Source organism: Haloterrigena salifodinae (assembly GCF_003977755.1).
GTDB classification, from domain to species: domain Archaea; phylum Halobacteriota; class Halobacteria; order Halobacteriales; family Natrialbaceae; genus Haloterrigena; species Haloterrigena salifodinae.
In genome coordinates, this window is sequence record NZ_RQWN01000009.1 from 32,160 (window position 1) to 46,512 (window position 14,353).

Below are 14,353 nucleotides of genomic sequence, written 5' to 3' on the forward strand. Positions count from 1 at the left end.
ACGGATAGCTACCGGAACCAGAAGTGATGAAGCGAGCCGATCGTCGACGGTACTATCGCCGCTCCCGGCCGACGGTCACCCCGCCGGACGAACGCCGAGACGGCGTCCGGCACCGGAATCGAAATCGACCGCGAGGAATCGAGCGGCCGAACAGCGGTCGGTCAGTCGTCGGACGGATCGGCGTCGGCAGCCTCGCGGTCGGACGTCTCGAGCTCGAGAGACGTGAGCGAGACGTTGTCCTCCTCGCGGAGGAACAGCGGCCGATGGCTGCTGAACGTGACGATCATCGCCGCGACGGCCAGTAACGCGATGATCGCGAACGGCCCGCCGGTGATGATCGCGGCCTGCTGTAGGGCGTCAACGCCGCCGGTGACCATCAGCAGCGACGCGAGCGCGCCGATGAGGAATCCCCAGATGACGCGGTTGATCGTCGAGGGATTTTCGTTCCCGCCGGTCGTGAGCATTCCCAGCGCCAGCGTCGAGGAGTCGGCCGACGTGACGAGGAACGTCGTCACGAGCACGAGGAACAGACCCGTCAACACGCCGCCGAGTGGCAACGCCTCGAACAGCGGGTATCCGGAGCCGGCCTCACCGAGTTCGCTGATGATGGTGAGAATGTCGGCGCGACCGTTCTCCTGCAGGAAGATCGCGGTGCCGCCCATCGTGGCGAACCACGGAATCGTGATTCCCGTCGAGGCGATGACGCCCGTGACGACGACCTGTCTCACCGTCCGACCGCGCGAGATGCGCGCGATGAACAGCCCGACGAACGGCGTCCAGGAGAACCACCACGCCCAGTAGAAGACCGTCCAGCCGCCGACCCAGCCGCTGACGCCGCCGCCGACGCTCTCGGCGGCGCCGGTGTAGAAGCTCATCGTGACAAAGTCGTTGATGTACGCGCCGAGCGCCTCCGTGCCGACGGTCATGATGTACGTCGTCGGACCGAGGACGAACGTCGCGACGGTCACCACGGCGAATAGGGCCATGTTGAAGTACGAGAGGCGGCGGATTCCCTTCTCTACGCCGAGCGCGACCGAGATCGTGAACGCGACGGTCAGTCCGGTAATCACGACGACCGTCCCGAGGTCACCGACGCTCGCACCGGTGATCCACTCGACGCCAACGAGAAACTGGCTCCCGACCAGTCCCAGCGTCGTCGCGACACCGCCGATCGTCGCGAACACGGCGAGGATATCGATGACCTTCGCGATCGGACGGTCGAGGTTTTCAATGCCCACCCACGGTGCGATCACCGTCGAGATGCGCAGCGGCGCGTCGTATCGGTAGGCGAAGTACGCGATCGGGAGCGCCATGATCACGTACGCGGTCCACGCGGAGAGGCCCCAGTGGAAGAACGTGTACTGGATCGCCCCAACGGCGGCCCCCGCCGATTGCGCCTCAGCGCCGATGAACGGCGAGACGGTGTCGTAGTGGAAGATTGCCTCGGCAGGGCCCCAGAACACGATCCCGGCGGCGATCCCCGCCGAGTACAGCATCGCGAAGTACGCGAGGAACGTGAACTCCGGCTCTTCGTCCTCGCCGCCGAGCTTGATGTTGCCCCACGGTCCGAATATCAGGAAGCCGGCGAACGCGACCAGGGCGAACATCGCGACCAGGTACCACCAGCCCGCGGCGGTCCACAGGAAGTCGTTCACGCTGGTCATGTACCCCGACGTGGTCTCCGGCCAGAGGACGAACGCGATTACCGCCGCGGCGGCGATGAAGAAGCCGGCTACGAACACCGGCGTGTCGAGTTCCTCGAGGAACCGTCCGACCGGTCCGTTTGATTCAGCTCCCGCCATTGTAGATCACCGTTTCACCGCTGTTCGATCGCCGCGATCGGTGGCGGACGTCCGCCACTCAATCGTCTCATTCGACGGGGCGTCGCGCCCCCGCTCGGTCCATCGGGTTCTCGTACGCTCGTTCTCGCCGATCATTGTTAGTGACTACCTCTCATTGGTTCTCTTCGTTCTTCGGTATAAGCCTACCCTTCAATCTAGTATCGAACACGTTCATCAGGGAATTAACTCTCAAACCGACCGAACCCGCCCTCCTTTCCACAAAACATCATTATATTTTCATTTTCGGTTCACGTCCTCGACGATGTACCCTTCGGCTTCGATCGCGTCGATGATCGTCGCGGCGTGTTCGGCGCCGCTGGTCTCAATTTGAAACACCAGGTACGCCTCGCCGACGGTGAGATCCTCAACCGCGCGGTCGTGCCGGACCGTCTGGATGTTCGCTCCGTGATCGGCGATGACGCCCGAGATGTCGTCCATCTTTCCGGGCATGTCGTCGATCCGGACGCGCAGCCGCAGGATCTGTCCCCGCTCCGTGAGCGCGTGGATGAGGACGGTCTGCAGCATCGTCATGTCCAGGTTCCCGCCGCCGAGGACGGGCATGACGGTTTCACCGCTGACGTCCAACTGATCGCTCAAGACGGCCGCGACCGACGCGGCGGCCGCGCCCTCGACGACCTGTTTCGCGCGCTCGAGCAGCAGTAGGATCGCGTTGGCGATCTCCGCGTCGGAGACGGTGACGACCTCGTCGACGTGGTCCTCGATAAGTCGTAGCGTCAGGTCAGAGATCCCGCCGGTCGCGATCCCGTCGGCGATGGTATCGACTTCGTCGAGCGTGACCGGAATTCCCTTGTCGAGACTCTCGTGGACGGTCGCGGCTCCCTCGGCCTGAACGCCGACGACGCGCGTCTCGGGGGAGAGGTGGTCGAGCGCGGTGGCGACACCGCTGATGAGTCCGCCGCCCCCGATCGGGACGACGACGGTATCGACGTCGGGGCAGTCCTCGTGGATCTCGATGCCGAGCGTCCCCTGTCCGGCGACGATGTGCGGATCGTCGTACGCGTGGACGAACTCGACGTCGTTGTCGGCGGCATAGTCCTGTGCGTACGCCATCGCCTCCTGGAAGTCCTGTCCGACCAGTTCGACCGTCGCGCCGTAGCTCCGCGTCGCGTCGATCTTCGCCTGCGGGGCGTGGGTCGGCATTACGATCGTCGAGTCCGCGCCGCACTTCGTCGCCGCGAGGGCGACGCCCTGTGCGTGGTTGCCCGCGCTCGCGGCGACGAACTCGTCGGCTCCGTCGTCGACTGCCTGTTTGATCTTGTTGTACCCGCCTCGCGTCTTGAACGAGCCGGTCCACTGGAGGTGCTCCATCTTCAGGTACACCTCCGCGTCGACCATCTTGCCGAGCGACGTGCTCCGCTCGACCGGCGTCCGCTTGACGACCGTCTCGTCGTCGAGGCGGTCGCGCGCTCGTTCGATGTCTGCATACTGAACTAATGGTTCTCGTTCCTGAGGTTCACTCATGATTGAATACTGTGGATGTTGGCCGGCGATCGCTACCGGCTATCGGATGATCTTGTCGCGACCGGGATCGAACAGGGGCTCGTCGCGGACCGTCGCGTCGTAGGTCTCCCCTTCGCACTGGATCTGCACCGACGTCCCGGCGTCGGCGTACTCGCTGGGCAGGTACGTGTAGGCGATCGATTCGCCGACGCTGTAGCCGTAGCCGCCGGCCTGAACGTAGCCGACGGCCTCGCCGTCAGCGAGCACCGGCCGGCCGCTCAGCATCGCGTCGGTCGAATCGTCCACCGTCAGACAGGCGACCTCGGTATCGATGCCCTCTTCTTTGGCCTCGACGAGCGCCTCCTTCCCGATGAACTCGGTGTCGAGGTCGACGGCGAAGGGGAGGCCGGCGGCGAACGGATCGACGTCGGTGTCGACGTCCGTTCCCCACAGGCGGAACCCTTTCTCGAGGCGCATCGACTCGAGTGCGCCGCCGCCCATGGGCCTGACGTCGAGATCTTCACCGGCCTCCCAGAGCGTGTTCCAAAGCTTCTGGCCGTACTCGGAGGGTGCCCACAGCTCCCAGCCGAGTTCGCCGACGTACGAGACCCGCAGCGCGATCACGGGGACGTCGCCGACGTAGAGCCGCTTGCAACTGAAGTACGGGAACTCGTCGTTAGAGACGTCGGCATCGGTGACTCGCTGGAGCAGCAATCGAGACTTCGGACCCCACAGTCCGACGGTACACTTCGCGGATTCCTCGATCGTCACGGAGACTGTGTCGGGCGCGTGGTCCTCGATCCAGGAGCCGTGGATACCCGGCGAGTTGCCGCCGCCGGTAGTCACCATGTACTCGTCCTCGTCGAGGCGGGCGACGGTGAGGTCGGCGATGATCGTGCCGCCCTCGTTCAGCATCGTCGTGTACCGAACCTTTCCGACGTCGATCTCCATGTCGTTGCTGCAGATCCGCTGGAGGAACTCGCCGGCGTCCTCGCCCTCGACCATGATCGAACTGAACGTCGTCATGTCGAACATGGACACGTTCTCGCGGGTGTGGAGGTGCTCGGCGCCCTCGATCGGGGAGCGGTTGATCCCCTGCCAGCCGTCCTGTTCGGGGATCTGCTCCTCATACTTCTCGACGAGGTCCGCGTTGGACTCGTACCACTGTGGCGTCTCCCACCCGCCGCTTTGGTAGAACTCGGCGCCCAGTTCCTGCTGTTGCCCGTAGAACGGACTCACGCGCAGCCCGCGGTGGTCGTCGGGCTGCCACCGCGGTTCGACGATGCTGTACACCTGCTCGTACCGTTTGCCGCCGCGGTCCGTGAAGTAGTCCTTGCTCCCGGCGTGGGGTTCGAACCGGTTGACGTGGATGCCGCTCGTGTCGACGGGTCCGGACGGGAGCCGCGGAACGCCGTTCTCCATCCACTCGGCGAGGATCTTCCCGTAGCCGCCGGAGTGGGTCCACCAGATCGCCAGCCCGGTCCAGAGGCCGTCGACCGCCGCCGTCTCGCCGAGCACCGGCATCCCGTCCGGCGTGTAGACGAAGATGCCGTTCTCTGTGACGCGGAAGTCTTTGCCCTCGGTCGCGGGCAGCAGTTCGTCGAATGCCTGCTGGGGCGACTTCTCGCGGTTCGGGTGCGTCGCCTTCGTCCAATGCTTATCGGTGAAACTGTGGACCGATGCCTGGCTGTCCTCGTCGTTTTTCCCCATCTCGTCCGGGTCGACGACTAGCGGCTCGTGGTTGTACGAGCCGAGTCCGTAGCCGTCGCCGTGCGTTCGGAAGTACAGCGAGTTGTCCTGGTCCCGACCGACCGGCCGGTCCGGCGGCTGGGCCATGAACTCCGTGATCTGGCTATCGCCGGGGACCTCAAGGCCGGCGGTGGCGTCGCCGATCACGTCGCCGGAACCGTCGTCGTCGAGTTCCGCGAGCGGATCCGTGACGACGTACTGGTGTTCGACGGGTGTGATCGGCAGTTCGAGGCCCGCCATTTGACCGGTCTGGTACGCCCAGTTGTTCGTCGCGAGGACGCACCGATCGCACTCGATGCGGCCGTTGTCGGTGGCGACCGCCTGGATCTCGCCGCCGTTGGTCTCGATGTCCGTCACCTCGGTGTCGCCGAAGAACCGGGCCGACGACGTCTCGATGTACCACTGCAGCGCGTCGGTCCCGGCGACCTGCCCGTCGGTCGGCGAGTAGTAGCCGCCGAGGATCTCGTCTTCGTCGACGAGCGGAAGATGCTCCGTGACTTCCTCGGGCTCGAGGAGCTCCGGCTCCGGCAGCCCGTACGAGGTGGCCCACTCGACGCGCCGCTGGAGGAAGTCCATCCGTTCCTCGGAGCGGGCGAGTTCGATGCCGCCGACTTCGTTGTAAACGCCCGCGTCCTTCAGCAGTCGGCTCGTGTAGTGGGCCGTCTTGGTCTGGATCTTCGACGGCGACGTCTGGAACATGATTCCCGGTGCGTGCGTCGACGAACCGCCGGTTACCGGAAGCGGTCCCTGATCGACGACGACCACGTCCTCTGCGCCGAGTTCCGTCAGGTGGTAGGCGATACTACAGCCGACAGCCCCGGCGCCGATAATCACTGTCTCGGCTCTCGAAGGCAAGCTTTCGGTGCTCATGTGATACCCACACATGCTACAGTCCCTCTCATAAATATACCGCTGCTTTAAGTGAAACGGGCGATCGAGACCGCTTCACGCGGCGAGTCCCACAACAGGAAAGAAAGTTGATACGTTTTTGCAAACGCGACATCGTCATCGGCTTGACCGGGCGACCGCGTCTCCGTCGCCGGTCACGGGAGCGATACGTCGACGTCAGCTTGTAGACTCGCCGCCTTGATCGTATTGTAGAGAAGCATCGTGATCGTGAGCGGCCCGACGCCGCCGGGGACTGGCGTGATCGCGTCGGCCTTCTCCTTCGCGCTCTCGAACTCGACGTCGCCGACGAGTTCGTACCCCTTCTCGGTGTCCGCATCCACGCGGTTGACGCCGACGTCAATCACGGTCGTTCCCGGCGAGAGCATCGATCCGTCGATCAGTTCCGGAACGCCGGCGGCCGCGACGACGACGTCCGCGTCTCGCGTCTTCGCCGCGAGATCGTCCGTACGCGAGTGACAGACCGTCACCGTCGCGTTCCCAGTGTCGGACTTCTGGACGAGGAGATTCGCCATCGGTTTCCCGACGATGTTCGACCGGCCGACGACGACGACGTCCGCACCCTCAGTCTCGACGCCCTCCGCCTCGAGCAGTTTCTGGATGCCGTGGGGCGTACACGGCTTGAACCGGGGCGTACCGGTGACCAATCGACCGACGTTCTCCGGGTGAAATCCGTCGACGTCCTTCTGCGGATCGATCCGCTCGAGGACGGCTTGCCGGTCGACGTGATCCGGGAGCGGTAACTGTACGAGGATACCGTGGACCGCCGGGTCGTCGTTCAATTCGTCGATCCGATCGAACAGCGCGTCGGCCGGCGCGTCCGGATCGAGTTCGTGGTGGATGCTCTCGATCCCGAGGTCGTTGCAGGCCTGTCGTTTCATCGAGACGTATGTCTCGCTCGCGCCGTCATCGCTCATCAGGACTGTCGCCAGCCCCGGCGTCGTGCCGGCGTCCGCGAGGGTCTCGAGGCACGGTTCCAGGTCTGCCGTGATACGATCCGCGATTTCGTTCCCGTCGATGATCCGTGTCATAGCTGATCTTGTTCCGATCGCTGCGGGCTGCGTCCGCTCGAGGAGACGTGGCGCTACGGCCGGTACCGCGTCGGATACCGGCGCCGTCGTTCGTCGAGACGGACCGCATCGACCCGCAACGATGTCGACTAAAGGGTTTCCGAGGAGGGTAATTAATCCACGTGTCGATTGCTACTCCGCTCCGCAGTCGGGCTCGCCTCAGTAGACGTCCGTCTCCCGAATCGCACGCTGCGATCGATATCACGGTCGGATTCGGCGGGCCGGTTTATACACCCGTAGTATTTGCGGTGGAACCCTATCCGTCTCTGTGCGCTCTCTCCGAACGGCACCGAACTGTGGTGCCGAAACCGGGACGGAAGAGTCTGCAACCGTGACCAGATACCGTCCCAACTCCCGGGCTTCGCCCCGGTCCCGGGTCCTCATCCTCAACCAGATCCCAGACACCCTCTCCAGTTTCGTGCTTCGGCCGTCGAACGACGATGGCGTCGCCTCGAGTTATAATCGATATTTCACGACGAGCGACGCCGAGCGGATCCGATCGCTATTGAGAGACGCGACAGCGGACCATCGGAGAACCGACGGCGTGGTCCGTGGTTCGGTGGCTCCGGAGAACGGGAATCGAGACCCGCTCGGCTATGCGAGCGAGAACGAGTGAGAAGCGACAACGGAGCAGAAGAACGCGCCCCGCAGTGTGGCTCGGCGGAGTCGTCGAACGACCGCCGACGTTACGACAGCACGCGCTCGAGTTCGGAGCTCACCCGCGTACGAGAGCCGGAGCGCGGTGACCGGGACGTTCTTCGCGACCGACGCCGGTGAGCCGCGATTGGCCGAAGAAATAACAGTGATATCAGTGTGAAGAAGCAGGCGTTCGAGGCGGCGGTATCGAGGCGACACCGTCAACGGACGACCGTCTCGTCGAGAGCCGGGGATCGGCCGCGCCGTCGCGGGCGCGGGGTTCAGTCACCGGTGTTCGGGGCGGTCGAGATCCCGGTCAGCGACGGTCTTCAGCAACGCGATTAGCGCGTCGGCCGCTGCGTCGAGCAGCTCCTCGCCCAGCTCCGCGCTCGCCTCGCGCGGATCGCCGACGACGCCGTTCTCGGTGAACTCGGCCGAGTCGAACGCGAGATTGACTTTTCCCTGCCAATCTCCCCAGCGATCGCTCCCGTTCTCGGCGGCCTCCTCGAGGCGGCCCTCACGGACGGCGCCGGGATTCGCGTGCTGCATCAGCGCCGTCTCGAGCGGCCCGCCGTGGCCCATGCGAGAGCTGTGTTCGCCGACCTCGTCGAACCACGTGAACGGCACGGCGTAGGCCTCGTCGCGGCGAGTGACCTGGCCGGCGACCTCCTGGAGGGCGCTCGTATTCCCGCCATGGCCGTTGACGAGAACGATTCGATCGAACCCGTGGTGGGCGAGGCTGCCGGCGATATCGCGGACGTACGCCTTGAACGTCGACTCCGAGGTCCAGAGGGTGCCGGTGAACTGCCGGTGTTCCTCGGCGATACCGACGGGGATCGCGGGCGCGACCGCGACCGTCCCCTCGTACCGCTCCGCGGCCGCGTCCGCGACCGTCTCGGCGTTGAGCGTGTCTGTTCCCAGCGGCGCGTGCGGGCCGTGTTGCTCCGTGCTCCCGACCGGGAGCAGCGCGAGGTCCGTTTCGACTGCGTCTATCTCCGTCCACGTCGCTCGCTCGAGATGCATACGGCCGATCGCTGAACGCGTAGTCGCATAAAACATCACCTCCTCGAGAGACGTGCAAACTTACAAGTTCGAACGAAGGGTTGAACGAGTATGGAGCACGAGACCGTCACCCATACGACCGCCGAACGCCGTCTCGCTCGCTTGCCGTCCGGGACGGATGTCGCGGTGACCGTCCATCGGTACGACGGCGGAGCCGGACCGACCGCCTACGTGCAGGCCGCACAGCACGGCATCGAACTCAACGGAACGGCCGCGCTGCGTCGGTTGCACCGTCACCTGCTGACCGCGGACCTCGCCGGGACGGTGATCGCCGTGCCGGTCGTCAATTCGCTCGCGTTCGATCACGGATTGTACGTCACACCGCAGGCGGTCGACGCGGTCAACTCCAACTGTAATCGCGTCTGGCCGGGCGACGACGCGGGAACCTTGCAGGAACGGATCGTCGCCCAACTGTGGGAACTGATCGAGTCGACCGACGTCGTGATCGATCTGCACACCGGGACCCCGGACATGCTCGAGCACGTCAGATTCCAGCCCGGAAACCGGAAGTCACGGACCCTCGCGGCGACGTTCGGGGCCGACTATCTCCTGACCGACGTGCCGTCCGACAGTGAAACGGACGACAGCACGGGGGACGGCGACGACGCGGACGACGACGAGCCGTATCAGGGCAAACTTCGAACGGCCGCCGCGCGGGCCGGAATTCCGGCGATCGTCCCGGAACTCTCGAACAGCCGTCAGATCGATCACGACGCGGCACATCGCGGGGTCCGCGGGCTCCGAAATGTCCTCGGGGAACTGGGGATGCTCCGCGAGGAACCGGCGCCGACGCCGTCGCAGACGATCCTCCGAAACAACGGGGGACGGATCGGTACCGACGCTTCGGGGCTCTTCGAACCGAATCCGGAGGTCACCGTCGGTGATCGCGTGTCCGCGGGAACCGAACTGGGGACGGTGTACTGTCCCTCGTCGTTCGAGGAGCGCCAGCGCGTGACGACGACCGACGCCGGCGTGATCTACTCGCTCACCCGCGAGTCCGTCGTGACCGCCGGCGAGAAGGTCGCCTGTATCGCGGAGCGAGCGTGACCGGCCGTCGATGGTCCGGTTCAGCCGCGGGCGATCGAGGTACAGAAGTTCTCGACGATGCGTTTCCCCGACTCGGTGAGAATGCTCTCCGGGTGGAACTGGACGCCGACGTGGGGTAACTCGGCGTGGCGAACGCCCATGACGACCCCCCGATCGTCGTCGGTGTGGGCGGTCTCGATCAGTTCCGCCGGCAGGTCGTCGCGCTCGACTGCCAGCGAGTGATACCGACCGACTTCGAAGGGATTCGGCACGCCGTCGTACAGCCCCGTTCCGTCGTGGTTCACCGCAGACGTCTTTCCGTGGACGACGTCGGGCGCGCGTCCGACGGACACCCCGTGAGCGGCACAGAGGGCCTGATGCCCGAGACAGACGCCGAACGTTGGGTACTCGGTCTCGGCGAAGATATCGACGGAGACGCCGGCCTCGGCGGGCGTCCCGGGGCCCGGGGAGACGACGATCCCGTCGGGATCGAGGTCACGGACGCCCTCGAGGTCGATCTCGTCGTTGCGTCGGACGATCACGTCGTCGAACTCGCCGACGTCCTGTGGCGTCGCCGTGGGGCCCGCCGGAGCGATCGACTCGGTAACGTACTGAACGAGGTTGTACGCGAACGAATCGTAGTTGTCGACGACCAGAATCATCCCGCATCACCGACCGCATCGGTCGCGGTCTCGAGGGCGAACGACGCCCGTTCGCCCAAGGCCTCGTCGACCGCCGTTACGAGCGCCCGTGCCTTATCGAGCGTCTCGTCGTACTCCTGATCGGGAACGGAATCGTGGACGACGCCGGCACCGACGCGCAGGTGGTACTCCTCGTCGTGGTGGACCAGCGTCCGGATGACGATGTTCAGCGTCGCCCGATCGTCGAAGCCGAAGATCCCGATGCTCCCGGTGTAGGGACCGCGTCGGGTCGCCTCGAGTTCGTCGATGATCTCCATCGTCCGCGGCTTCGGCGCGCCAGTGATCGTGCCGCCCGGAAACACCGCCGCGACGGCGTCGGCGATGCTCGCGTCGTCTCGCAGGGTTCCCTCGACGAGAGAGACGAGGTGCATGACTTCCGAGTACCGGTCCACGCGGCGATAGTCCGTCACCGACACGGAACCGTACTCGCTGACCTTCCCGAGATCGTTGCGCTCTAGGTCGACGAGCATCGCGTGTTCGGCGCGTTCCTTCTCGTCGTCGCGGAGATCGGCCGCCAGTCGCTCGTCTTCGGCCGTCGTCCGCCCGCGGGGCCTGGTTCCGGCGATCGGTTCGGTGACGAGCGAGCCGTCGCGAACCTCGAGCAGCAGTTCTGGACTCGCGCTGACGAGGTCGACGCCCGGGAACTCGAGCAGTCCCGAGTAGGGAGCCGGATTCACGCGTCGGACTGCGTCGAAGACGTCGACCGGATGGGCGGCCGCCGGGGCGACGAGTCGATGGGAGACGTTCGCCTGAAACGTGTCGCCGTCGCGAACGTATCGCTTGACTCGCCGAACGCGGTCGGCGAACGCCGCCCGACCGCACTCGCTCTCGAACGCGGCCCGAGTCGCGTCGACCGGCTGACTGCGGTCCGCTTCGCTGCCGTCGATCGCCGCCTGCGCCAGGGATCGAGCCCCCGCTCGACCGGTCTCGTAGGCGTCGGCGGGATCGTCGTCGACCACGGGACAGGCGGTCACTCGTAGTTCCGTTTCGCCGTCGTCGTCGCGCGGTTCGCGCCACGCGGCGACCCGATCGAAGACGCCAAGTTGAAGCCGCGGCAACCCGCGTTCGTCGGTCGTCGTCGACGGCAACGACTCGAGTTCTCTGGCGACGTCGTAGGAGAGCCAGCCGAACGCACCGCAGGGATACGGAACCGAGCAGTCTCCGCGTACCAACCGCTCGCGCTCGAGCAGCGCGTCGATCGTTCGGATCGTTGGACTCCCGCCGTCCCGATCGACCGCGTTCGCAGTTACTCGAACCCGTTCGACGGGATCGACACCGAAGTAGCCCCAACCGGACTGCCCGCCGGTCGTCTCGAGGTAGAACCCGTCGGCCTCGTCGGTCCGGGCCCTGCAATAAGCGTCGAACGGATCGGCGACGGAAGCGCGTACTTCGACCGGGACGCGAGCGCCATTCGGCGCGCTCTCGGCAGTCTCTACAAACGATTCGCTGTCGGTTATAACCGTGATCGTGCTCATGGGGATACCCGCTACCGGAACCGACCGCCGTCCCGGAAGCGTTCGTATCAGGAGGGCAAGCGGAGGGTATAAAAATGTTGTGCCGCGAGTAGACAGACCACGATATAACGGGTATCCTGGAGATCGGGGAGTATTACCGCTCTCGGATGGGTTTACCGGGGGACATATAAAGGGGTGGGCTATTCCTCATGTACCCTTATGCCAAATGACCGGATGATTATTAATATCATGGGAGTCAGTGGCTCGATTGAGAAGATCTCTCAAACGATCGAACGATACGAAGCGGCCGGGGGCGAGATCCATCGCGTCGACGCAACGGTTCGAGGGGACGGTGATGAACCGAGCATCGCGGTCGACGTCGTCGTTCCGCTGTGTTCGGCAACGGGAGTGGCGTCCAGCGAGGCCGAGGCGACACCACGAGCGGCGACGGTCGAGGAGAACGGCGGTCTCTGCCTTGAGTTTCCGCCGTCAGTCGTGCCGGAGATCGACGAGTTCGCGCCCGCGGACGCGTCGCTCGTCACGGAGGAAGCGACGGTTACCTCGGAGGGAACCGTCGTCGTCACGTTCGCCCTCGGTCTCGAGGCGAACGCGGAGCCGAGCAGTGAAACGGTAAACGGGAACACCGAGTCCGACGGGAGCGGAAGCGAATCGACCGACTCAATCGAGCGCGACCGCTCGGATCGCGAGACATCGGCCGATTCGCTCGAAGGGGCGGTAACGACCGGCGAGTCAAAGCCGGAATCGGCGACCGAAAGCGAGGACGAACGCGCGCTCGAGTCCCGCGATCGATCTGCCTCGGATTCGGCTCCGAACGCGGTGACGAGCGACGTCGCGATCGACGACGAGACCGAGCGTGCACTCGCGGCCGCACGGAACGAAGACCTGCCGCCGTACGACGACGTCGAGTACCTGGAGTGTCTGTACGACTCCTTCGATACGTTCACCGCGATGGCGGAGGTACTCGAGATGGACGTCGCGTCTGAGACCGTTCGGCGATATATGATCGACGCCGGCATCCACGAGCCGACGTCCTACGAAACGACCGCGCCGGACGAGGACGACGCGACGACCGACGGCTCGGAAACGACGACCGGCCAGCAGGATTGCTCCGTCGCTGAAGAACGGGAGCCGATGACCGACGATTCGGTCGCGTCCGTCCCGGAGAAACAGCTCGTCGCCGACGGGATCGGTCTTCCCGAAGACGTCGAAATCAACGAACTGATGGACGCGATCGAGTCATCTATGACGTTACACGACGTCACCCGGGAGCTTAGCCTCGAGCGAAGTCGGACCCGCGAACTGCTCGAGCAGCTGAACCTGCTCGATCTCGTCGTGAAACGTGTCTACGGCTCGGCCGACCCCGAGCGATCCCCCTCGCGAAACGAGATTGCCGATCGGATTCGCGAGAGCGTCACCCACGGCCAGTAACGCGAGCCACCGTGGGACGACTCCCGAAGCGCCGGCAGTGCGCACCGCCCCCTCTCCCTCTGTTCCCTCCCTCTGGCACTCGCTACATCCATGCGTCGTCGGGACAGACTAGATGCTCGCGACCGAGATATACGACACAGGATACCGGCCGACTCGTCTCGACGGGCCGCAATCGCCATCCTCGATCGCGGCGCGATCGGTCTCGACGACCTTACACGCGACGTCGCGACGTTCGAGGCGATCGAACCCGCGGACGACGCGATCGAATGGGTGGTACTCTCGTTCCGGCACGTCCACCTAGTGATTCTCGAGGACGCGTGTATCGTCCGCTACCTCTCCAAAACGGGACGAGTCGCGTTACTGGAAAACGAACGGAGAACCGTCTCCGAACGTTCCTCTCCGAGTCCCCTCGTTCGTAGTTCTCGCGACGACCGGCATCGGTCGTCGACGTGGTCCGACATCGCCCGGCGGGCGATCGGTCCCGGTGACTGAATCGCTCTCGAGCCGATCTCTCTCCCCAACTCGGTTGTGCACTTATATTCATGTTCAATATCACTGGTCAACAGTTTTTAGGCTATATTGTGTTATTGGTACCGTATGACACAGTGGGACGATTCACAGACGAAATCGGTGAGCGAGGACATCACGGAGGAATCGAACGCGCTGCCGGCTCGCTACTTCACCGACGATGACGTCTTCGAGATGGAGAAAGAGAAGGTGTTCGGCCAGTACTGGGTGTACGCCGGCCACGCCAACAGCATCAGCGATCCCGGCCAGTACTTCACGCGGACGATCGGCGATCGGCAACTGATCGTCGTCCGCGGTCACGACGGCGATATCAAGGCGTTCGACAACGTCTGTGCCCACCGCGGCTCGAAGATGGTCGAGGATACGCCGATGACCGACCCCGGCGATGCAAAGCGAATCAAGTGTCCGTACCACCTCTGGACGTACGACCTCGAGGGAGAACTCAAAAGCACGCCCAAGAGCTTCGACGA

Annotated in this window: 11 protein-coding genes; 4 read left to right on the forward strand and 7 right to left on the reverse strand. The window is 64.7% G+C overall.

Annotation, left to right across the window (positions count from 1 at the left end):
• Positions 1-161: 161 nt before the first annotated feature.
• From EH209_RS23405 to EH209_RS23425, 5 genes are all read right to left on the reverse strand, one after another.
• On the reverse strand, positions 162-1,802 hold the full coding sequence (locus tag EH209_RS23405) for a BCCT family transporter (protein ID WP_126665207.1): 1,641 nt from the start codon (positions 1,800-1,802) through the stop codon (positions 162-164).
• 276 nt (positions 1,803-2,078) lie between these two features.
• Complete coding sequence (gene ilvA / locus EH209_RS23410) at positions 2,079-3,323, reverse strand: threonine ammonia-lyase (RefSeq protein WP_126665208.1); 1,245 nt, start codon at positions 3,321-3,323, stop codon at positions 2,079-2,081.
• Between the two features lie 39 nt (positions 3,324-3,362).
• Positions 3,363-5,921 (reverse strand): GcvT family protein, encoded by a 2,559-nt coding sequence (locus tag EH209_RS23415; protein ID WP_126665209.1) that lies wholly within the window; start codon positions 5,919-5,921, stop codon positions 3,363-3,365.
• 173 nt (positions 5,922-6,094) lie between these two features.
• On the reverse strand, positions 6,095-6,988 hold the full coding sequence (locus tag EH209_RS23420) for a bifunctional methylenetetrahydrofolate dehydrogenase/methenyltetrahydrofolate cyclohydrolase (protein ID WP_126665210.1): 894 nt from the start codon (positions 6,986-6,988) through the stop codon (positions 6,095-6,097).
• A gap of 960 nt (positions 6,989-7,948) precedes the next feature.
• Positions 7,949-8,686, reverse strand: a complete 738-nt coding sequence (locus EH209_RS23425; protein WP_126665211.1) for a creatininase family protein — start codon at positions 8,684-8,686, stop codon at positions 7,949-7,951.
• Positions 8,687-8,776: 90 nt separating this feature from the next.
• Here EH209_RS23425 and EH209_RS23430 point away from each other — a divergent pair, with 90 nt between their 5' ends.
• Positions 8,777-9,772 carry a succinylglutamate desuccinylase/aspartoacylase family protein gene (locus EH209_RS23430; protein ID WP_126665212.1) on the forward strand — a complete coding sequence of 332 codons (996 nt, stop codon included), beginning with the start codon at positions 8,777-8,779 and terminating at the stop codon, positions 9,770-9,772.
• A gap of 20 nt (positions 9,773-9,792) precedes the next feature.
• Here EH209_RS23430 and EH209_RS23435 read toward each other — a convergent pair whose 3' ends face one another.
• The gene (locus EH209_RS23435) at positions 9,793-10,413 is read right to left on the reverse strand and encodes an anthranilate synthase component II (protein WP_126665213.1); all 621 of its coding nucleotides are present in this window, start codon (positions 10,411-10,413) and stop codon (positions 9,793-9,795) included.
• Positions 10,410-11,927: an aminodeoxychorismate synthase, component I gene (pabB, locus tag EH209_RS23440; protein ID WP_126665214.1), complete on the reverse strand. Its 1,518-nt coding sequence runs from the start codon at positions 11,925-11,927 to the stop codon at positions 10,410-10,412. Before pabB ends, EH209_RS23435 begins: the two co-directional genes overlap by 4 nt.
• Positions 11,928-12,155: 228 nt before the next feature.
• Here pabB and EH209_RS23445 point away from each other — a divergent pair, with 228 nt between their 5' ends.
• The 3 genes from EH209_RS23445 to EH209_RS23450 form a co-directional block, all read left to right on the forward strand.
• Positions 12,156-13,355 carry a hypothetical protein gene (locus tag EH209_RS23445; RefSeq protein ID WP_126665215.1) on the forward strand — a complete coding sequence of 400 codons (1,200 nt, stop codon included), beginning with the start codon at positions 12,156-12,158 and terminating at the stop codon, positions 13,353-13,355.
• A gap of 90 nt (positions 13,356-13,445) precedes the next feature.
• Positions 13,446-13,847, forward strand: a complete 402-nt coding sequence (locus tag EH209_RS25320) for a DUF7344 domain-containing protein (protein WP_449271928.1) — start codon at positions 13,446-13,448, stop codon at positions 13,845-13,847.
• Positions 13,848-13,952: 105 nt separating this feature from the next.
• A partial coding sequence (locus EH209_RS23450; protein ID WP_164722119.1) for an aromatic ring-hydroxylating oxygenase subunit alpha occupies positions 13,953-14,353 on the forward strand: 401 nt, incomplete at its 3' end.

Excerpts from the sequence above, each read along its gene's own strand:
- ilvA (WP_126665208.1), bottom strand. The coding sequence starts at position 3,323 with ATGAGTGAACCTCAGGAACGAGAACCATTAGTTCAGTATGCAGACATC.
- EH209_RS23425 (WP_126665211.1), bottom strand. The coding sequence starts at position 8,686 with ATGCATCTCGAGCGAGCGACGTGGACGGAGATAGACGCAGTCGAAACG.
- EH209_RS23415 (WP_126665209.1), bottom strand. The coding sequence starts at position 5,921 with ATGAGCACCGAAAGCTTGCCTTCGAGAGCCGAGACAGTGATTATCGGC.
- EH209_RS23405 (WP_126665207.1), bottom strand. The coding sequence starts at position 1,802 with ATGGCGGGAGCTGAATCAAACGGACCGGTCGGACGGTTCCTCGAGGAA.
- EH209_RS23445 (WP_126665215.1), top strand. The coding sequence starts at position 12,156 with ATGGGAGTCAGTGGCTCGATTGAGAAGATCTCTCAAACGATCGAACGA.
- EH209_RS23435 (WP_126665213.1), bottom strand. The coding sequence starts at position 10,413 with ATGATTCTGGTCGTCGACAACTACGATTCGTTCGCGTACAACCTCGTT.
- EH209_RS25320 (WP_449271928.1), top strand. The coding sequence starts at position 13,446 with ATGCGTCGTCGGGACAGACTAGATGCTCGCGACCGAGATATACGACAC.
- EH209_RS23430 (WP_126665212.1), top strand. The coding sequence starts at position 8,777 with ATGGAGCACGAGACCGTCACCCATACGACCGCCGAACGCCGTCTCGCT.
- pabB (WP_126665214.1), bottom strand. The coding sequence starts at position 11,927 with ATGAGCACGATCACGGTTATAACCGACAGCGAATCGTTTGTAGAGACT.
- EH209_RS23420 (WP_126665210.1), bottom strand. The coding sequence starts at position 6,988 with ATGACACGGATCATCGACGGGAACGAAATCGCGGATCGTATCACGGCA.